Source organism: Algorimicrobium echini, from assembly GCF_900115185.1.
In the GTDB taxonomy this organism is placed as follows: Bacteria; Bacteroidota; Bacteroidia; order Flavobacteriales; family Flavobacteriaceae; genus Algorimicrobium; species Algorimicrobium echini.
The window spans coordinates 38,585-56,367 of sequence record NZ_FOVN01000002.1; the positions used below are offsets into that span (position 1 = coordinate 38,585).

23 protein-coding genes are annotated in these 17,783 nt (G+C 33.2%); 4 read left to right on the plus strand and 19 right to left on the minus strand.

Annotated features, from left to right (window positions below; translation table 11 throughout):
- Positions 1–53 precede the first annotated feature (53 nt).
- The gene (locus BM239_RS06305; RefSeq protein ID WP_092206832.1) at positions 54–899 is read left to right on the plus strand and encodes an aminotransferase class IV; all 846 of its coding nucleotides are present in this window, start codon (positions 54–56) and stop codon (positions 897–899) included.
- Here the strand turns inward: BM239_RS06305 and BM239_RS06310 are convergent.
- The 5 genes from BM239_RS06310 to BM239_RS06330 all read right to left on the minus strand — a co-directional run bounded on the left by BM239_RS06310 (position 892) and on the right by BM239_RS06330 (position 5,437).
- Complete coding sequence (locus BM239_RS06310; RefSeq protein WP_092206833.1) at positions 892–1,452, minus strand: YqgE/AlgH family protein; 561 nt, start codon at positions 1,450–1,452, stop codon at positions 892–894. The two genes, BM239_RS06305 and BM239_RS06310, sit on opposite strands and share 8 nt — an antisense overlap.
- Positions 1,453–1,576: 124 nt before the next feature.
- Complete coding sequence (locus BM239_RS06315) at positions 1,577–1,849, minus strand: HU family DNA-binding protein (RefSeq protein WP_092206834.1); 273 nt, start codon at positions 1,847–1,849, stop codon at positions 1,577–1,579.
- 191 nt (positions 1,850–2,040) lie between these two features.
- On the minus strand, positions 2,041–2,991 hold the full coding sequence (gene fmt, locus BM239_RS06320; protein WP_092206835.1) for a methionyl-tRNA formyltransferase: 951 nt from the start codon (positions 2,989–2,991) through the stop codon (positions 2,041–2,043).
- Entirely contained in the window at positions 2,988–4,895 is a 1,908-nt protein-coding gene (locus BM239_RS06325) for a RecQ family ATP-dependent DNA helicase (RefSeq protein WP_092206836.1), read from the minus strand. Before BM239_RS06325 ends, fmt begins: the two co-directional genes overlap by 4 nt.
- Positions 4,895–5,437, minus strand: coding sequence for an AAA family ATPase (locus BM239_RS06330; RefSeq protein ID WP_092207504.1), 543 nt, complete (start codon positions 5,435–5,437; stop codon positions 4,895–4,897). Before BM239_RS06330 ends, BM239_RS06325 begins: the two co-directional genes overlap by 1 nt.
- A 91-nt stretch (positions 5,438–5,528) precedes the next feature.
- Here BM239_RS06330 and BM239_RS06335 point away from each other — a divergent pair, with 91 nt between their 5' ends.
- The 3 genes from BM239_RS06335 (at position 5,529) to murA (ending at position 7,874) form a co-directional block, all read left to right on the plus strand.
- Positions 5,529–5,822 (plus strand): DUF493 family protein, encoded by a 294-nt coding sequence (locus tag BM239_RS06335; protein ID WP_092206837.1) that lies wholly within the window; start codon positions 5,529–5,531, stop codon positions 5,820–5,822.
- 67 nt (positions 5,823–5,889) lie between these two features.
- Positions 5,890–6,546: a DUF4290 domain-containing protein gene (locus tag BM239_RS06340; RefSeq protein WP_092206838.1), complete on the plus strand. Its 657-nt coding sequence runs from the start codon at positions 5,890–5,892 to the stop codon at positions 6,544–6,546.
- An 8-nt stretch (positions 6,547–6,554) separates the two neighbouring features.
- Positions 6,555–7,874 (plus strand): UDP-N-acetylglucosamine 1-carboxyvinyltransferase, encoded by a 1,320-nt coding sequence (gene murA / locus BM239_RS06345; RefSeq protein WP_092206839.1) that lies wholly within the window; start codon positions 6,555–6,557, stop codon positions 7,872–7,874.
- An 84-nt stretch (positions 7,875–7,958) separates the two neighbouring features.
- Here murA and BM239_RS06350 read toward each other — a convergent pair whose 3' ends face one another.
- The 14 genes from BM239_RS06350 to BM239_RS06410 all read right to left on the minus strand — a co-directional run bounded on the left by BM239_RS06350 (position 7,959) and on the right by BM239_RS06410 (position 17,715).
- Entirely contained in the window at positions 7,959–9,692 is a 1,734-nt protein-coding gene (locus BM239_RS06350; protein WP_092206840.1) for an FG-GAP-like repeat-containing protein, read from the minus strand.
- 155 nt (positions 9,693–9,847) lie between these two features.
- The gene (locus BM239_RS06355; protein ID WP_092206841.1) at positions 9,848–10,804 is read right to left on the minus strand and encodes an Lcl C-terminal domain-containing protein; all 957 of its coding nucleotides are present in this window, start codon (positions 10,802–10,804) and stop codon (positions 9,848–9,850) included.
- Between the two features lie 110 nt (positions 10,805–10,914).
- Positions 10,915–11,394: a T9SS type A sorting domain-containing protein gene (locus tag BM239_RS06360; RefSeq protein ID WP_092206842.1), complete on the minus strand. Its 480-nt coding sequence runs from the start codon at positions 11,392–11,394 to the stop codon at positions 10,915–10,917.
- 11 nt (positions 11,395–11,405) lie between these two features.
- Positions 11,406–12,218 (minus strand): helix-turn-helix domain-containing protein, encoded by an 813-nt coding sequence (locus BM239_RS06365; protein ID WP_092206843.1) that lies wholly within the window; start codon positions 12,216–12,218, stop codon positions 11,406–11,408.
- Between the two features lie 145 nt (positions 12,219–12,363).
- Positions 12,364–13,668, minus strand: a complete 1,305-nt coding sequence (locus BM239_RS06370) for a cryptochrome/photolyase family protein (protein WP_092206844.1) — start codon at positions 13,666–13,668, stop codon at positions 12,364–12,366.
- 2 nt (positions 13,669–13,670) lie between these two features.
- A complete protein-coding gene (locus BM239_RS06375) occupies positions 13,671–14,132 on the minus strand; it encodes an SRPBCC family protein (RefSeq protein ID WP_092206845.1) in 462 nt (153 codons plus the stop codon).
- Positions 14,132–14,596 (minus strand): TspO/MBR family protein, encoded by a 465-nt coding sequence (locus BM239_RS06380; RefSeq protein WP_092206846.1) that lies wholly within the window; start codon positions 14,594–14,596, stop codon positions 14,132–14,134. Before BM239_RS06380 ends, BM239_RS06375 begins: the two co-directional genes overlap by 1 nt.
- Before the next feature lies 1 nt (position 14,597).
- Positions 14,598–14,768, minus strand: a complete 171-nt coding sequence (locus BM239_RS15305) for a Lacal_2735 family protein (RefSeq protein WP_143094898.1) — start codon at positions 14,766–14,768, stop codon at positions 14,598–14,600.
- Positions 14,769–14,770: 2 nt separating this feature from the next.
- The gene (locus tag BM239_RS06385; RefSeq protein ID WP_177209010.1) at positions 14,771–15,289 is read right to left on the minus strand and encodes a glutathione peroxidase; all 519 of its coding nucleotides are present in this window, start codon (positions 15,287–15,289) and stop codon (positions 14,771–14,773) included.
- Positions 15,290–15,319: 30 nt separating this feature from the next.
- A complete protein-coding gene (locus BM239_RS06390) occupies positions 15,320–16,003 on the minus strand; it encodes an SDR family NAD(P)-dependent oxidoreductase (protein WP_092206848.1) in 684 nt (227 codons plus the stop codon).
- 13 nt (positions 16,004–16,016) lie between these two features.
- Positions 16,017–16,241 carry a hypothetical protein gene (locus BM239_RS06395; RefSeq protein WP_092206849.1) on the minus strand — a complete coding sequence of 75 codons (225 nt, stop codon included), beginning with the start codon at positions 16,239–16,241 and terminating at the stop codon, positions 16,017–16,019.
- Between the two features lie 3 nt (positions 16,242–16,244).
- On the minus strand, positions 16,245–16,943 hold the full coding sequence (gene folE, locus BM239_RS06400; RefSeq protein WP_092206850.1) for a GTP cyclohydrolase I FolE: 699 nt from the start codon (positions 16,941–16,943) through the stop codon (positions 16,245–16,247).
- A gap of 50 nt (positions 16,944–16,993) precedes the next feature.
- Positions 16,994–17,269 carry a TIGR03643 family protein gene (locus tag BM239_RS06405; RefSeq protein WP_092206851.1) on the minus strand — a complete coding sequence of 92 codons (276 nt, stop codon included), beginning with the start codon at positions 17,267–17,269 and terminating at the stop codon, positions 16,994–16,996.
- Complete coding sequence (locus BM239_RS06410) at positions 17,266–17,715, minus strand: hypothetical protein (RefSeq protein WP_317042724.1); 450 nt, start codon at positions 17,713–17,715, stop codon at positions 17,266–17,268. The genes BM239_RS06405 and BM239_RS06410 overlap by 4 nt, the downstream gene beginning before the upstream one ends.
- Positions 17,716–17,783: the final 68 nt, after the last annotated feature.

The following is a 17,783-nucleotide window of genomic DNA, read 5'->3' on the forward strand; positions in this document are numbered from 1 at the left end:
GGTTTCTATTATAAAACATATCTTTGTCCCGAATTTTATTCGGGACTTTTTTTATGGTTAATTTTAACGGAAATTTGACAGCTGATGTCAATATCATATCACTTAATAATCGTGGCTTTGCCTACGGTGATGCTGTTTTTGAAACGTGCAAATACTCACATGGGAAACTTTTGTTTTGGGAGGATCATTATTTTCGTTTAATGGCTTCTATGCGTATCATGAGGATGGAAATTCCTATGGATTTTACCATGGAATTCCTGGAAGCCGAAATTCAAAAGACGCTTTCTGAAAATAAGCTTGAAAATAATACGTCTCGTGTTAAATTAACCGTGTTTCGTGGTGAAGGTGGTCTGTATAACCCAACCAGTAAAGAAGTGGGATTTGTTATTTCTGTCAGCGCATTAGATGCAGATTTTTATTTGATGAATGATGGGGATTATGAAGTAGATCTATTTAAAGATTTTTATGTGTCGCCTAGTTTGTTATCCACCCTTAAAACGAATAATAAAGCGATTAATGTAGTAGGTAGCGTTTATGCTGAAGAAAATAATTTACAAAATGCTCTGTTACTTAATACGGATAAAAAAGTGGTTGAAGCTTTAAATGGAAATTTATTTTTAGTGAGTGGGCATGTTATTAAAACACCACCACTTTCTGATGGTTGTTTAAAAGGAATTATGCGGAAACAAATTATAGAGCTCATTGCACAATTGCCCGATTATGAACTTGAAGAAGCATCCATTTCACCATTCGAATTGCAGAAAGCCGATGCCTTATTTATAACCAATGTTATAGTTGGTATTCAGCCTGTTAGCAAATATCGTAAAAAGCTTTACGACCACGCGGTTGCCAAAATGCTATTACAAAAATTACAAGTAAAAATTAGACTATCTAATTAAAGGTAGGATCTTCGGGTGCGTTAGACCAAATGGTATATTCACCACCAAATTCTAACATTTTTTCTTTCCAAAACGTCTCATAGTCCTTTTCTATGATGTTTTGTTTATAGATGTTTTCTGTTACCACCCAAGAGTTGGTTTTTAACTCATTGTTTAATTGATTAGATTCCCAACCCGAATACCCCAGAAAAAAGCGGATATTTTTCTCATTAATCTCATTATTGGCAATTAATTCCGCTACTTTATTAAAGTCGCCTCCCCAATATATCCCTAAAGAAATCTCAACACTATTTGGGATTAATTCTGGAACTTTATGGATAAAATACAAATTATCTTGCTCTACAGGACCGCCATTATAGACTTTAAAAGTGGCATCTAATTCAGGTATGAGGTCGCTAATGGTGTACTCCAAGGGTTTATTTAAAATAAATCCAATAGAGCCTTCATCGGTATGATCGGCTAATAAAATAATGGAACGATTAAATGAAATGTCACCAATAATAGAAGGTTCAGCAATTAGCAAATTTCCTTTTTTTGGTTGTGTTGAAATCATATAGTGATAGATTTTCTATTATAAATCTAATATTTTTTTAGTTAAAATCAAACACTTCTTATTATTAATAACTAAAAAAGGTCTTCATATGGAAGACCTTTAATACTTATAAATTAAGCGATAATTAGTTTACTGCTCTAGATAAATCTGAACCAGCTTTAAACTTAACTACGTTTTTAGCTTTAATTTTGATAGTTTTTCCTGTTTGTGGATTTCTTCCGTCTCTTGCAGCTCTTCTAGAAACTGACCAAGAACCAAATCCTACTAAAGAAACTCTGTTACCTTTTTGTAAAGCTCCTTCAATTTCAATTAACGCACACTCTAAAGCTTTCTTTGCAGCTGCTTTAGTAATTCCTGCGTGTTCTGCCATTGCATCGATTAAATCTGTTTTGTTCATAATTTAAAGTTTAATTATTAATAAATTGTTGGTTAAACATTTTTGTTAAATCCTTTACAAATTTATACGGATTATCGTACCATGCAAGTAATAGCAAGGGAAATACCTAAATTTGTTGATAACTTAACCGATTTGTTAATAAAGCATGTGTATTTCATCGATGTTTTTGAAATGTGAGCATTCATAAGGGGTTAGAGCATTTTGGCATCTTGGTGAAATTCATAGCCATTTAAGAGGTCATTTGTAGTCATTTTTCGCTTACCTGGCAACTTCAATTCATCAATAAATAGATAACCATCTGTTACGGCTACTTTTAGGTTTTTTTTACTTGTAATAATTTTACCAATTGGATGGGTGTGCGTTTCCACTTCCATATGGGTTTCATAAATTTTTATTTCTAACGTGTCTTCATAATTCTTTAAATAACACCAGGCTCCTGGATATGGGTTCAAGCCACGTACCTTATTATGTATGTTTTTTAAGGTGTCCGTCCAATCTAGTTTGCAATTATCTCTATGTAGCTTATTAGCATCCTTTAAAGCGCTAGAGTCGCGTTGTGGTGTGGCTTCAACAGTACCGTTTTCTATACGTTTTAAAGTTTCAATTACCAATTGACTACCTGTAAGCATTAACTTATCATGTAAGGTGCCTGCATTATCTGTTTCTTCTATGGCAACTGTTTTTTGCATAATCATATCGCCAGTATCAATCTTATCATCTATAAAAAATGTAGAAACACCCGTTTCGGTTTCACCATTTATAAGAACCCAATTTATTGGTGCAGCACCGCGATAGTTGGGTAATAGAGACGCATGAAGATTAAAAGTACCTAAAGCAGGCATTCTCCAAACAGCTTCTGGTAGCATTCTGAAGGCAACTACCACTTGTATATCTGCTTGCAATGCGTGTAAGGTTTGTAAAAAATCTGGATTTTTTAAATTGGTGGGTTGTAATATAGTTAAACCCTGTTTTTGTGCATATTGTTTAACAGCCGATTCGTTTATTTTCCGGCCACGTCCTGCGGGTTTATCAGGAGCAGTAATAACACCTACTACGTTATAATTATTAGCTAAAATGCCTTCTAATATGGCTACAGCAAAATCTGGTGTGCCCATAAATACAATACGTAAGTCGGTTTTCATAAATGAGATAATTTATATGTGTTGATTTTTGTTAAGGTTATAATTTGATGTTCTAACAATAATTTTATAGTGTTATGAATATCTTGTTCTGGAAAATTTAATACTTCTGTTAATGTTCTAGACGAATAATCTGTTTCTTCTAATTTGCTAATAATAGCATGTTTAATGGTTTTAAAATCTGCTGCTGGCTTCTTCATGTCCTTGCTTGCAACACATACCGAACACACACCACAATCAGTCACATTTTTTTCTCCAAAATAGGTGAGGAGTTGCACACTTTTGCAGATGGTATTATTGGATATGTATTTTAAAACATCCGATACCTGCTTGTGTTTTAATTGATTTTGCTGATTTATAATCGGCGTAATTCGGTTAATGGTTTTTTCGTCTTCACGTGGTTCTAAAAAGGTAACTTGTGCGTCAGTTTTAGAGATTTGCAAACTAATAATAGTATCTTTTTCTAATTTCTGAAGCGCTTCAATTAAATGAGTTTCGGTTACAGATGCTTTATCGGCAATTTTACTGGTGTTAATGTTGGTTTCATTTTCAAAAATTCCACCGTAACTTCTTAAAATGGATTTTACCATATTATTCAAATAGTCATGATTTTCCAAATACCGAAACAACTGCTTATCTGAAACGATAAATTGAACTTGAGTTTGCTTGTTGAATTGTTGGCTTAATGAAATGATACTGGTTCTGTCTAGAGTTTGAATGGCATTATAAGCTATAAGTGGATTAAAATTATAGGTTTTACAAAAATGATTAAAATTAAAATCTGCAACAAAGCCAACGCCCTCACCATAGGATATTTGAAAATAATTACAGAGCTTTCTATAAAGTTGCTTCATAAAATCCACACTTGGCAGTACTTTTAAAAACTGATCTTCTAATTTACTTTTGTCCGTATTATTTTTTAAAATTACGGCAAATGCTTTGTCGCCATTTCTGCCAGCACGACCTGCTTCTTGGAAGTAGCTTTCTAGACTTTCCGGTAAATTTAAATGAATAACTGTTTTTACGTTGGGTTTGTCAATTCCCATTCCAAATGCATTGGTTGCCACCATGATTAGTTTTTTCTCACATAGCCAATCTTGAAGCCTATTGTCTTTTTCTAAATTAGAAAGTCCGCCATGGAAAAAGGTTGCTGAAAACCCTTTCTTTTCTAAAAATTGGCTGATTTCTATGGTAGCTAATCGATTCCTGACATATATAATTGAAGGCTTGTTATGTTTCTTTAAAATGCGCTCTAAATGATAGTGTTTATCCGTTGCATCAAAAGTCATGTAAGCTAAATTATCCCGTTTAAAGGACTGTTTGAGAACTTTAGGACTAATAAAATCGAGTTCTTTAATAATATCTTCTACCACTTCAGGAGTTGCTGAAGCTGTTAGTGCAATACAATTTACAGTAGGTTGTATTTCACGGAGTAGGGCAATATTTTTATAAGCTGGACGAAAATCATTTCCCCATTGCGAAATACAATGTGCTTCATCTACAGCGATTAAATTAACTGGCATTTGCCGAATCCGATCTTGAACCAATTCTTGTTGCAAACGTTCAGGTGATAGGTATAAAAACTTATAATTGCCATAAATACAATTATCCAAAAGGGTATCCAATTCATGATATGGAATCCCACTTGTAAGCGCTATAGCTTTAATTCCTTTGCTTTGTAAGGCTTGTACTTGATCTTTCATGAGCGCTATTAGTGGCGAAATAACAATGCAAATACCGTTTTTAGCCAAAGCTGGGACCTGAAAGCACAACGATTTTCCGCCACCCGTTGGCATTAAGGCAAAGGTATCTTCGCCATCTAAAACAGCTTGAATTACGCTTTCTTGAAGCGGTTTAAAACTGGTATAATTCCAGTAGCGCTCCAGTATATCAATGGGCTGTTGCATTATATATTTTTAACAACATTCAGAATAAAATCTGTCCGATTTTCAACGGTATCAAAGGGTACATCTAATAGCTTATAACCGTATTTACTGTAGGTTTTTAGTAAATTGTCATGAATTTCAATAGCTTGATTAAAATTTTCATAACGTTCACTATCACTTACAAATATGTCTTGCCATGGTTTTAAAATAAAAGCCAGGTCATAATTATGGTTTTTGCAGCTTTCTACAAATTTTTCAGGATACGAATCACCAATAAAATCCATATATGCCAAAACGTCTGGAATGCCACGATCAAGAAAAACAAAGCTTTCATTTTGGGTATTAGCCTCGTTAAATTGATCTTCCCGACCTTTTAAAAGTAATTCACTAAATAAAAGTGGCTGGGTTAAAAACAGCTGATCTATACCGTCTTCTCTAGCTTTTAGAGTTATTTGACGGGATATTTCGTCAAGGCATACATACCCACGATTCTTCAATTCATTAATAATGGAGGTCTTACCAGTTCCGGGACCTCCTGTAATTACGATCTTCTTTATTTTCAAATTGGCAAGATTTTGGATGTAAAAATCGTAATTAAAAAGGAAACTAAAAAATGACAAGGAAATACTATCTTTGTTTTATTAAAAATTGAAAATGGAAGAGCATAAAAAAACAGAAGCTTTTTACGAAAAGTTAAAAGTTCAATTATACGATACGGCCGAATGGCCATCACAGTATTTATTTAAATTCATCGTTGAAACAAAAGGCGATGCTATAAAAAATATTGAAGCTTTATTTGATAACATGGGTGCGGTTATAAAAACGAAAGAGTCCTCAAAAGGAAAATACACAAGTGTTTCAATTCATGTAGTTATGGATGCACCGGAATATGTTATATTTAAATATAAAGAAGTTACAGAAAACGTTAAAGGCGTTATTAGTCTTTAGTTTTTTTTTGTACTTTGCGCAGACACAAAACTACGTGTCTTAAGTCAACTCTACACACATACATATTTTGATAGATCATTTAGAATACAATTCAGAACGTGAGCATTTAATTATACCAGAATACGGACGTCATCTACAAAAGATGATAAACTATGCTAAATCGCGTGAAACAAAAGAAGAACGGAATAAACTAGCCAAGGCTATAATTTCTGTTATGGGAAATATTCAACCGCATTTACGAGATGTTCCTGATTTTCAGCATAAATTATGGGATCAGCTTTTCATTATGTCTAATTTTGAATTAGATGCAGATTCACCGTATGAAAAACCATCTAAAGAAACGTTGAATGAACGACCAGATCATTTGCCATATCCGCAGAATTTTCCAAAATATCGTTTCTACGGAAATAATATAAAAATCATGATTGATGTTGCCAACACCTGGGAAGAAGGCGAGCTTAAAGAGGCGCTAATCTATACGATTGCCAATCATATGAAAAAGTGTTTTTTAAATTGGAATAAAGACACGGTTGAGGATGATGTTATTTTCGAGCATTTACGAGAACTTTCAGGCGGAAAAATTAATTTATTAAATGCAGATGAAGATTTAACAGATGCAACAAGTTTAATGCGCAGTAAATCTAAATATAGTTCTAAAAGTTCCAGTAATAAAAAGAATCATCAGAAAAAAAATAATTCAAATAGAAGTAGAAAACGCTATTAAAATTCAGCATGGGTATATTTAAAATTGAAGGAGGTCACCAATTAAAAGGGAAAATTCAGCCTCAAGGAGCTAAAAATGAAGCGTTACAAATATTATGTGCTGTATTATTAACACCCGAAAAAGTAACTATTCATAACATTCCAGATATCGTGGATGTTAATAAATTAATCGATTTATTAAAAAATTTAGGGGTTACTATTGAACATATTAGCCAAGGCACTTACACGTTTCAAGCAGATTCTATTAACCTATCTTATTTAGAGTCTGAAGCCTTTAAAAAGGATGGTCGTGGTTTACGTGGGTCTATCATGATTGTTGGTCCTTTATTAGCCCGTTTTGGTAGAGGTTATATTCCAAAACCTGGTGGTGATAAAATTGGTAGACGACGATTAGATACACACTTTGAAGGGTTTATTAAATTAGGCGCTAAATTCCGTTATAATAGAGAAGATTATTTTTATGGTGTAGAAGCAGATAAGCTTAAAGGTGCCTATATGCTTTTAGATGAGGCTTCTGTAACAGGGACTGCTAATATTGTTATGGCTGCTGTTTTAGCTGAAGGACAAACAACTATATATAATGCCGCTTGCGAACCTTATTTGCAACAATTGTGTAATATGCTGAATAGGATGGGAGCGAAAATAAGCGGAATTGGTTCCAATATGCTTATTATTGAAGGTGTTGAGAAATTGGGTGGTACCACTCATACGATGCTTCCTGATATGATTGAAATAGGAAGTTGGATTGGCCTTGCAGCTATGACCAAAAGTGAATTAACCATTACAAATGTTAGTTGGGATGATTTAGGACAAATTCCAGACGTGTTTAGAAAACTGGGCATTACGGTTGAAAAGCAAGGTGATGATATTCATATTCCAGCTCATAAAGATGGCTATGAAATTCAGAATTATATAGATGGTTCCGTTTTAACCATTTCTGATGCTCCTTGGCCAGGCTTTACACCCGATTTATTAAGTATTATTCTTGTAGTTGCAACGCAGGCTAGAGGTAGTGTATTAATTCATCAGAAAATGTTTGAAAGCCGTTTATTCTTTGTCGATAAGTTAATTGATATGGGAGCGAAGATTATCCTTTGCGATCCGCATCGTGCGGTTGTTATTGGTCATGATTTTAAATCGCAATTAAAAGCAACTACCATGACATCGCCAGATATACGTGCTGGTGTTTCTTTATTAATTGCTGCGCTTTCTGCCAAAGGAACGTCTACCATTCATAATATAGAACAAATAGATCGTGGGTATGAAAATATTGATACGCGTTTACGAGCAATAGGTGCTAATATAGACAGATATAAAGAAAATGATTAAATAAAAGAGTCTTAATTGTTTTGACAAAAAAAATGCTTCTAATTAATTTAGAAGCATTTTTTTATAATAATGTATACTGGAAATTTATTTTTTTATAATTTTTCTCATAACCGTTTCTCCATCAATTTGAAGTGCAAGCATGTAAATACCAGATGTTAATGATTGCAAAGAAATTTGTTTATTCAAAGGTAAAGCTTGATTTGCTCTCAAGACTTTTCCAGAAATGTCATACATAGTGTAAGAAACATCAGAATTTCTATTAGCGGTTTCAATAGTTACAAAATTAGTTGCAGGATTTGGAAACATCCGTAATTTAGAAATTGAATCAGGGTTTATAGTACTTAACGTAGAGCCTTCACGAATATTTAAGGACTGATTAATTGTTGGATTTAATAATTCATCTACATTTCCAGAAGGCCATTTAACAACAATTTTTGTTATTGCGTTGGCAGTTCCCAGTCCAAAATGTGTTTTTAAGGAATTCATGATACCGTAACTTTCACCTGAACGAACCTCGCGAATTTGTTTTCCCCAAGCACCATAGATCTCAATACGTGCACCAATCCCGTTTATATTGCTAGTTGTTCCTTCTAATAGAATTTCACTCCAATTGTTAGTGCTATTTCCCGTATTAAAATAAAGTCTATCAGGTCTGCTGCTGCTAGGTCCATTGTAACCAGAAGCAAACCCAGCCATAACATCCACAAAACCATCATTATTTAAGTCGCCTACTGCCGCACTTTGAATTCTATTAGCGCCAAATGGTAACGGAAAGGGATTAGGTAATTCTGTAAAGGTTTTATCACCATCATTTTTATATAATTTATGAATACCATTTCTGGTAGTTACAAAAATATCTATAAAGGTGTCATTATCAAAGTCCTCCATAATAACTTGAATACCACCATCATTTAAATTATCTAAAGACGTAGCAATACCTGAAGCAGCTGTAATATTGGTATAATTACCCGTGCCATCATTTTCAAATATCATACTGGTAATATCATGATTAATTAACACACAATCCAAATCACCATCATTATCAATATCTTCAAAAGCAGCTGACCAAGACTGTGCTAAAGGCACTAAACCACGAGCGGGACCAACTTCAGAAAAATTATTGTTACCATCGTTTTCAAATAGTAGATTAACACGTCTACCATCATTAGGGTTACTAACACCTAAACGACATTTAGAGATGTATAAATCTAAATCGTCATCATTGTCATAGTCTATCCAAATACTGCCATAATTTCCAGAGTTATCAGAAGGTATGGTGGAAACAGCATTAATTAAGCCGTTGTTTTCAGTCATAATGCCATTACCATCATTACTAAAAGCTTTTGATAATCCAACATCATGGCACGCAAAAATGTCAATTGTCCCATTGTTATCAATATCCGCAAAATTTAAATTTTGCACAAAAATGTTAAATGTAAGCGTGGTAGAGTTGTAGTCCGTACCATTACTGTTTGCGGTATACAGTTTTAAACCGTTGTAGCTACCACCCGTTAATAGATCATTGAAGCCATTTCTATCAACATCAGCAATAGCTAAACCCCATTTAGATCCACCAGTGCTTCCATAATTAAATCGTGTAAAATTACCATTGGTGTTTTGGTATTCTATTTCTAAAGACGAGGCATTGTCTAATCGAATAATATCGTCTAGTCCATCTCCATTCATATCGGTAACACCAATAGCGACACCACTATATAATGAAGCATTTACTAAAGCGGAATTACCACTAGTAAATGAAATTTGAGCCATACTGAATCCAGGGATTAGTATCAGTAGTAAAAGTAGTTTTTTAATCATTCCATATATTTTTATAAACTAAAGATACTATAAAACTTATAAAAAGGGTTTAATATTCTGATTATGTGTTTATAAAAATCGATTTTATGTATATTATAAAAAAAAAGATGCCAAACGTATTGCTTGGCATCCTACAAAATTGATTAATAGCTAAATTAAAATCTTCTAATAGCGCGAACTATACGCTCATCTAGTTTGTTTTGAAATTCAATTCTTTTTGCATAATTATCCCAAACAAAAGCGGCATAAGCGTAAGGAACATAGGTTTCAACAGAACTCCAATAAAAACCAGATCCTAATACTTGTCCACCATGCGATGAAAGTTCAGAATTTATAAGGGTTTCAGACGCAAATAGTAGAGATAACTCATTAGTCGTTGGTAAATACCAATCGCCATAGGCTGGTGCGTTTGAACCCGACACAGGTAATCCATCGTATCCAGTAGAATAACCTAAACAAGCTTTGGCTGCGTAATTATCATCATTCAAGTACCCTAAAATGGTATATATCATTTGGGTATTACTGGCACCATCAAAAATACCACTAAACTGAACACCTGTTCTAATATTGGTACCTTCTGGCCACCATTTCATGGCATTACTAACATTTTGCAAAGACACAACAAGTCCATGCTCACCACTTGGATCTACATAAAAAACAATACCTCCATGAGCATAGTCACCAATAGCATATTTTTTGACACCGTTGGCTGCATGCAATGCATATGGAACACTTAATAATTGATTTGTTCCTGTAATACTATAATTATTACCTCCTGTAATATCTGATTCTGTTTTTATAAAAAAGGTGCCAGAACTCCAATCAATTGCTGAAAAATCATCACTGGTTGATCCTGTACCTATTTCTAATGATACGAGGCCATTAATATTTGTAGTTGCTGATTGTGTTTCTGTGTAAACAGCTGACCCATTTATGCTTCCTGCTAAAATAGAAATTTGCATACCTATAGATTGGTTTGTTACCAATGTGCCATCAGAGCTTCTAATAATGGCTTGATAACTCATTTTTTGAGGTGTTTGTGAAAAAGCGATACTCACCCAAAAAAGCATATTAAATAATACGAGTTGTTTAATTTTTTTTTGAAATTTCATGGTTAAGTTATTTTAATAATTGGTTAAAAATTTATTGATTTTAGAGTGTATTTACCCTGTCAATTATCAGTTTTCTAGATAATTGAATGGATAAGTGAAAAGTGTTAGATTTATTTTTTGATAATTTTGTAGCTTTTTACTAAATCATTTTTTTTGTAAATGGTTAAAACATAGGTTGCTTGATTCAGTTTACTGACATTGAGTGGCGATTTATTTTGAGTTAAATATCCTTTAGAAATTATACGCCCATTAATGTCCACAAATTGATACCGCAAGTCAGGATTTTTAGAAATATCGGTTGAAATAAAAAAGGTATTGGTTGTCGGATTTGGATAGGCTTTTATATCAAGATCTAAATGGAATAAATCATTATTTAAAGTTTCTGAAATCTCAAACGCCTGCTGCAGGCCTTGTTGAATGGTGTTAGAACCATTAGATTCTGATAAGTAAAATGTTTGCCCAATTGAATAGCTAATTTCTCCATTTGTATTTGAAGCAATCCCTCCAGTGGTAACAGTGTCTTGTTGCCCAAAGGAAGAATAAATAGCTAATGTGCAGGTTAGATAGGTAAGTAGATTTTTGGTTGTCATATTAAAGATTGTTAATTAGTTTCATGATATACACGGGAAAGTGCTTTGGTTAATAAAGGGTTAAAGTCATCTTTGTATTGTTTAACACCTTGTCCCATAAATTTTTTAAAGTCTTTTTCAAAATGCGATTGATCGAAGTACTCATAGTCTTTAGTTAACGAATCAATGGAATCATATTTGTTTTCTAAAAGCTCACGTATAATATGATTAAACCTAACTAAACATATAAACCGATATGGTGAAGCACCAACTTCTTTATGAAATATACGTTCAATTGTTCTAGAACTAAATGGAAATTTTTCACTTAATTCAATAGTTTCCAACAATCCCTTTTTATTAAAAATATAATCTACCATAGGTTGAGAATCTAAAGGAACCATCCAATTAGAATAATAACTTTCCAAGGACTTATCAACTAAAGCGGTTATTTTCTCTATTTCATTTTCATTTTCAAGCGCAACATAAAGTGTATCTAAAATTTCAGCAGGAATATAGTCGTATAAATCTATTAGTTTATTTCGTTGATTTTTTGTGATTAATTTGGTAATGTTATGGAATGCTCCATTAGGTAATTCTATACTTATCCAAGAACTATTAGTTGCTGCTTTAACAGAAAAGAAATCGCCAGTACATTTTGTAAAAATTCTAGGAATAGCAATATACTCACCTTGGTTATTTCGAGCTTCAAAGTACCCATAACGAATCATAATATAACTATATCCGAAATCATTAATAACTTGAGGTGCTGCCTCACAGTTATAATTTATTCGCACTATGTCGTTAAAGAATGAATGCTCGAAATTTGGTTTATTTATAAATTCCATAGTTGTTTTCTGATTTCAAATATAATTGTGCTGTTTTTCTTACCTCTGTAAATTTCCGACAAAACTAAAAATTTCATTAGGTAATCATAAAAAAGGCAAATTATATAAAATAATTTGCCTTCATATTTATTAAAGTTATTACGTTTTAACTTACTGCTTCTTTATAAACTTTTAAACAGCGCTCTCGTGCTTCTTTATGATCCACTATTTTTGAAGGGTAGGTTAGTTCTTGAAATTCGGGTACCCATTTATTGATGTATTTTAAATCTTTGTCAAATTTTTCTATTTGAGTAGTTGGGTTAAATATTCTAAAATACGGAGCAGCATCTACTCCAGAACCTGCAACCCATTGCCAATTTCCAATGTTACTAGCCATTTCATAGTCATGTAATTTTTCAGCAAAATAGGCTTCGCCCCAACGCCAATCAATTAGTAAATGTTTGCATAAAAAACTGCCAACCAACATGCGAACCCGATTATGCATAAAGCCCGTTTCGTTTAATTCACGCATACCAGCATCTACTAGCGGATAGCCAGTTTTTCCTTGACACCAAGCCTCAAATTCAGTTTCGTTATTCCGCCATTGTATGTTGTCATATTTGGGTTTAAAACTTTCTGTAACCGTGTGAGGAAAATGCCAAAGTATTTGCATGAAGAATTCGCGCCAAATAAGCTCTTGCCAAAATACCTCATTTTTTTCTGCAATGGCTTTTTTTACCATTTTTCGAATACTTACGGTTCCAAACCGTAGATGTGGACCTAAACGCGAAGTAGCATCTTTGGCAGGGAAATTTCGCTTTTCCTCGTATTCTTGAATTAAAGTAGGTGTAACATCATATGGTGCTATGGCTTGTTTTGATTTTTTAAAACCCAAATTAGATAACTCCAAATTCGGTAACCGCGTGTTTTTTACTAAATTGTCGAGATAGCTATTGGTATAATAAATTTCTAAATCAATGGATTTAAACTTCTCTTTCCAGGTTTTCATAAAAGGTGTGTAAACGCGGTAGGGATCACCATCATCTTTTACAACCTCATCTTTTTCAAAAATTACCTGATCTTTAAAAGTTTTGAAGGCAACATCATTTTCTTTTAAAATTGATGCTATTGCCTGATCACGTTTTATAGCATAGGGCTCATAGTCATGATTGGTAAAAACGGTATCAATTTGGTAGCTATTACAAAGTTCTTTAAAAATGTCTTTGGGTGTACCATGGTAAATAGCTATGCTACTATTATGTTCGTCTTGTAGTGTTTTGCGCATAGTTTGCAACGTGTTGTAAATAAACGTCACACGTGCATCATTTTCAGGAAGCGAATCTAAAATTTCCGAGTCGAAAATAAAAATAGGCAAAACAGGATAATCACTTTTTAATGCTTCATAAAAGCCTCGATTATCATCCAAGCGCAAATCTCTTCGGAACCAAAATATATTTAAGGGTTCTTTCATACTTACAAAGTTCCAAATAATTCAATTAACTTTTTCTGACGATAAGCAAAAATTTCTTCTAATTTCGGCTTTACAATTAATGGATGTGCCATTTGACCTAAAATACCCATAGGGACTTTATAATCGATAATATCTTCCATTTCCACACCACCATCAATAGGCTTTATAAAATGTTTATGATGCCATAATGCATAAGGTCCAAACCGTTGTTCGTCTACAAAATATGCTTTATCAATTACGTGTGTAATTTCTGTTACCCACTTGGTTTTAATACCCAAAACAGGTGTAACAATATATTGAATTAACTGACCAGCAAACATGGGTCTATCTGCTCCAGAAAGTATATGAAAGCCCATATAATCTGGAGTAATGATTTTTAGGTTTTTTGGATTTGATAAAAAATCCCAAGCCTGATCAACAGAAATAGGCAAGTTTTGTTTTTTGTGTAAGGTGTATATTTTCATTAATTATAGAGTAAAACGTAAAGGTTTAACGAGGTTGCTATACAAAGCCAAATCATGTAAGGCAATAATAAATAGCGCCATGAATTCATGGCATCCATGCGGTATGTGAAAAAGAAATAGAATACAATTAGTGTTAGTAAAACTATGGTTATTAATGCCATAAACACTAAATGTTGGTTGAAAAACAGAAAATTCCAGGCAATATTTAAAATGACTTGACTTGTAAACACACCAATTAGTATTGGCGATTTGTAATCTTTAAATAAATAGGATAAATATACCGAAAAGCAAATCATTATGAAGGTCCAAGCTGCACCAAATACCCAACCAGGTGGTGTCCAAGGCGCCTTATTTAAATTGGTATACCAAGACGATGTTGCGCCATCACCCATAAGCCAACTTCCAATAGCTAGGCTCCCGAAATTAATAACTAAAAACAGAATTAACAAAGGCGCAAATTTCATATTATTTTTTTTGTAAAGCTTCTATTTTGTCAGCAATTTGTTGCGCTTCAGCATACTTTAAGTCACTTGCTTTTCTATCAGTTGTAGATAACCGATGCCAGTCTTTCATAACTATTTCGTATTGCTTTTGAAGCTTTTCAATTTCTGATTTTGATTTAAACAGTCCAAACATCTTTATAAATTTAAATTTCTTGTAATTTTACCACTCATTGGATTGGTTACAGAAAAAAAGTAATCTACTAATTGTCCGTTTTCATCAACTAAATACTTTTGAAAATTCCATTTTACGGTAGAGCTGGATGTACCATTTAGGTCTTTATTAGTAAGCCAGTGGTATAATGGGTGTTGATTACTGCCTTTAACATCTATTTTTTCAGTCATTTGAAATGTTACACCGTAATTGGCTTGGCAAAACGTTTGGATGTCTGAAGCCGTTCCAGGTTCTTGACCTCCAAATTGATTACAAGGCACACCAACAATCATTAAGTTATTTTTATAGGTGTTGTATAGTTTTTGTAAATCCTCATATTGACCTGTAAAACCACATTCTGAAGCTACATTTACAAATAAGATGTGCTTGCCTTTGTAATCCGAAAGATTAATAGGTTTGCCATCTAAACCGTTGATTGCAATATCATAGATAGATTTCACAGTATTTGTTTGTGCTTGATTTTTATTAAATAAACTAAACATAATAACGAGTATAAATAGGTGTTTCATAAATTATATTTTGAACGATACGATACCACAGTCCATTTCAAAAATCTGACCTGAAATAGAAGCTGCTTGATCAGACAATAAAAATGAAGCCATTTGAGCCACTTCAGTTGGGTTTAGGTATTTTTTTAATGGATGACGATCGGTGATATTAGATATCATTTTCTCGTTTCGCAATAAATTAGAAGCCAATTCGGTATCTGTAACTGTAGGAGCAATAGCATTTACGCGAACGGTAGGTGCTAGTTCAGCACCAACAGATTTTACCAAGCCTTCTACAGCCGATTTTGCTGCAGCTACACTGGCATGATAAGGCATTCCTAATTTTGCGGCAACCGTACTAAAAAACAGCATAGCAGGCTTGTTTCCTTTTTTAATGATGGGTATGTATTTCTGCATTGCTTTCACAGCACCAATGACATTAATTTCAAAATCGGAACGAAAATCGTCTAAATCCAACCGTCCAATGGGTTTTAAGTTGATGCTTCCCGGACAATAAATTAAACCATCTGCTTGCTCCAAATCTGGTAAATCATCTTGCAAAATATCCACAGTGTGGTGTGTAAGATTATCATGATTGAAAGCTGGTGTTGATCGGCTTAAATTAATTACGTTATGCTGGTCCAATAAGTTTTCAGTAATAGCACGGCCAATGCCTTTACTGCCACCAATTATTATAAAAGTTTTCATGAAAATATCTAGATTATGCTGTTAAGGGTCTGCCTTTAAGGCGTTTTTCAACTTTTTGCTTAATAGCTGTTAAACGTTTCATGATATCCATGATTCGAGAATCTTTCTTTTTTTTATAAATCTGATTCAAATCTAAAATGATTTCTTTGGCTTCTCGCGATATTTTAATTCTGTCGCTAGTTGATAAAGATTTTAGTTTGGTTTGCTCAAATTCTAGAGCACGTTCTATTGTATCCATAATTTAATGATTTAAATAGTTTTGTAATTCAATTATTTTTTCAGGCGTATTGAAAACACCACCATAATAGGCGGTTACGGTTGCCGAGGTATCATCTTTTATTCCTCGGGAAGACACGCACAAATGCTTGGCATCAATAATTACGGCTATGTCTTCGGTTTCTAAAATAGTTTTGAGTTCGTTGGCTATTTGATTTGTTAAGCGCTCTTGCACCTGTGGTCTTTTGGCAAAATATTGCACGATTCGGTTTAGTTTAGATAAGCCTATTACTTTGCCAGAAGAAATGTAGGCTACATGTGCTTTCCCAATTATAGGTACAAAGTGATGTTCACAATTGGAGTAAAAGGTAATATTTTTTTCTAGAACCATTTGGTTATAACGGTACTTATTTTCGAATAAGGCAATTTTTGGCTTGTTTTTAGGGTTTAAACCTGAAAATATTTCTTCAATATACATTTTAGCCACACGATCTGGTGTTCCTTTTAAGGAGTCGTCTGTTAAATCTAATCCCATAACATCCATGATTTCTTCAAACAAGACCGAAATGCGTTGTTTTTTTTCTGAATCAGACAGCTTAAAAGCATCTTTTTTTAATGGCGTTTCTAATCCAGTAAATAAATGATCGTCACCAATCATTTCCGTAGAAAAACCATTTAAACTGTTATTCTGTTGATTTTTGGATACTGTAGATTCTATTTTCATACTCTCTTTTTTATTACGTGCTGTCCATATTAATAAATGGCAAAGCACTATTAACGTTTACTTATTTTATTGTGGGTAATCTGTTTTTGCCTACTACATTTAAAGCGCCCTTTACTAAACGAACGCAATTTTTCATGCTTGGTTTTTCTGCCTTGAACACGTTTACGCCACATTTTAAAACTACTTGGTTTCATTTCGCGTCGCATGATGTTAATAACGTCTTGCTCTTCTAATCCGAATTGAAAGTGAATGGCCTCAAATGTTGTGCGGTCTTCCCAAGCCATTTCAATAATCCTATCCGTTTCTCGTTCAGTAAATTCTGTCATGTGTCCATAAAATTAAAGCGTTCATCATAAACAACTTTAGCATTTAATAAGCGATTAAAAAAAGCTTTATTTTCTTTAAACGTTTTATTGTTTTTAAAGTTGATAAATTTGCCTTGTGCATGGATACTGGCGCCATTTGTTTTGTAAATTACTAATTGATAATATGGAATTATCCATGAAAAATTTTGTAATCCTTTATTAATAAATATAATTATACCACCAGAGCGCATTTCTATGTTGGCATAGTTAATATCATCAACACGATTCAAGTAGGGTTGTAAATTAGGACTAGCCTCATTAATTATCATCCGCTTGGAACCAATGCCTTTTAGCTTAATAGCTTCAAAAAAGGTATAGGGCTTGCCTATAAGGTCAGTGATTATTTTCTTGTGTTCTTTTTCGTGATATGTACTATTTAATATCAATGTATTGTTATTTGATATCAAATTTACAAAATGTTTAACAAAGATCATTATAAGTTAAACAAAATTTAACAACATCGTTTTTTGAAGGT

Excerpts from the sequence above, each read along its gene's own strand:
- BM239_RS06315 (WP_092206834.1), bottom strand. The coding sequence starts at position 1,849 with ATGAACAAAACAGATTTAATCGATGCAATGGCAGAACACGCAGGAATT.
- BM239_RS06395 (WP_092206849.1), bottom strand. The coding sequence starts at position 16,241 with ATGGATACAATAGAACGTGCTCTAGAATTTGAGCAAACCAAACTAAAA.
- BM239_RS06375 (WP_092206845.1), bottom strand. The coding sequence starts at position 14,132 with ATGAAAATATACACCTTACACAAAAAACAAAACTTGCCTATTTCTGTT.
- BM239_RS06370 (WP_092206844.1), bottom strand. The coding sequence starts at position 13,668 with ATGAAAGAACCCTTAAATATATTTTGGTTCCGAAGAGATTTGCGCTTG.
- murA (WP_092206839.1), top strand. The coding sequence starts at position 6,555 with ATGGGTATATTTAAAATTGAAGGAGGTCACCAATTAAAAGGGAAAATT.
- BM239_RS06360 (WP_092206842.1), bottom strand. The coding sequence starts at position 11,394 with ATGACAACCAAAAATCTACTTACCTATCTAACCTGCACATTAGCTATT.
- BM239_RS06405 (WP_092206851.1), bottom strand. The coding sequence starts at position 17,269 with ATGACAGAATTTACTGAACGAGAAACGGATAGGATTATTGAAATGGCT.
- BM239_RS06385 (WP_177209010.1), bottom strand. The coding sequence starts at position 15,289 with ATGTTTAGTTTATTTAATAAAAATCAAGCACAAACAAATACTGTGAAA.
- BM239_RS06380 (WP_092206846.1), bottom strand. The coding sequence starts at position 14,596 with ATGAAATTTGCGCCTTTGTTAATTCTGTTTTTAGTTATTAATTTCGGG.
- BM239_RS06365 (WP_092206843.1), bottom strand. The coding sequence starts at position 12,218 with ATGGAATTTATAAATAAACCAAATTTCGAGCATTCATTCTTTAACGAC.
- fmt (WP_092206835.1), bottom strand. The coding sequence starts at position 2,991 with ATGAAAACCGACTTACGTATTGTATTTATGGGCACACCAGATTTTGCT.
- BM239_RS06350 (WP_092206840.1), bottom strand. The coding sequence starts at position 9,692 with ATGATTAAAAAACTACTTTTACTACTGATACTAATCCCTGGATTCAGT.
- folE (WP_092206850.1), bottom strand. The coding sequence starts at position 16,943 with ATGAAAATAGAATCTACAGTATCCAAAAATCAACAGAATAACAGTTTA.
- BM239_RS06325 (WP_092206836.1), bottom strand. The coding sequence starts at position 4,895 with ATGCAACAGCCCATTGATATACTGGAGCGCTACTGGAATTATACCAGT.
- BM239_RS06390 (WP_092206848.1), bottom strand. The coding sequence starts at position 16,003 with ATGAAAACTTTTATAATAATTGGTGGCAGTAAAGGCATTGGCCGTGCT.
- BM239_RS06335 (WP_092206837.1), top strand. The coding sequence starts at position 5,529 with ATGGAAGAGCATAAAAAAACAGAAGCTTTTTACGAAAAGTTAAAAGTT.
- BM239_RS06305 (WP_092206832.1), top strand. The coding sequence starts at position 54 with ATGGTTAATTTTAACGGAAATTTGACAGCTGATGTCAATATCATATCA.
- BM239_RS06310 (WP_092206833.1), bottom strand. The coding sequence starts at position 1,452 with ATGATTTCAACACAACCAAAAAAAGGAAATTTGCTAATTGCTGAACCT.
- BM239_RS15305 (WP_143094898.1), bottom strand. The coding sequence starts at position 14,768 with ATGTTTGGACTGTTTAAATCAAAATCAGAAATTGAAAAGCTTCAAAAG.
- BM239_RS06355 (WP_092206841.1), bottom strand. The coding sequence starts at position 10,804 with ATGAAATTTCAAAAAAAAATTAAACAACTCGTATTATTTAATATGCTT.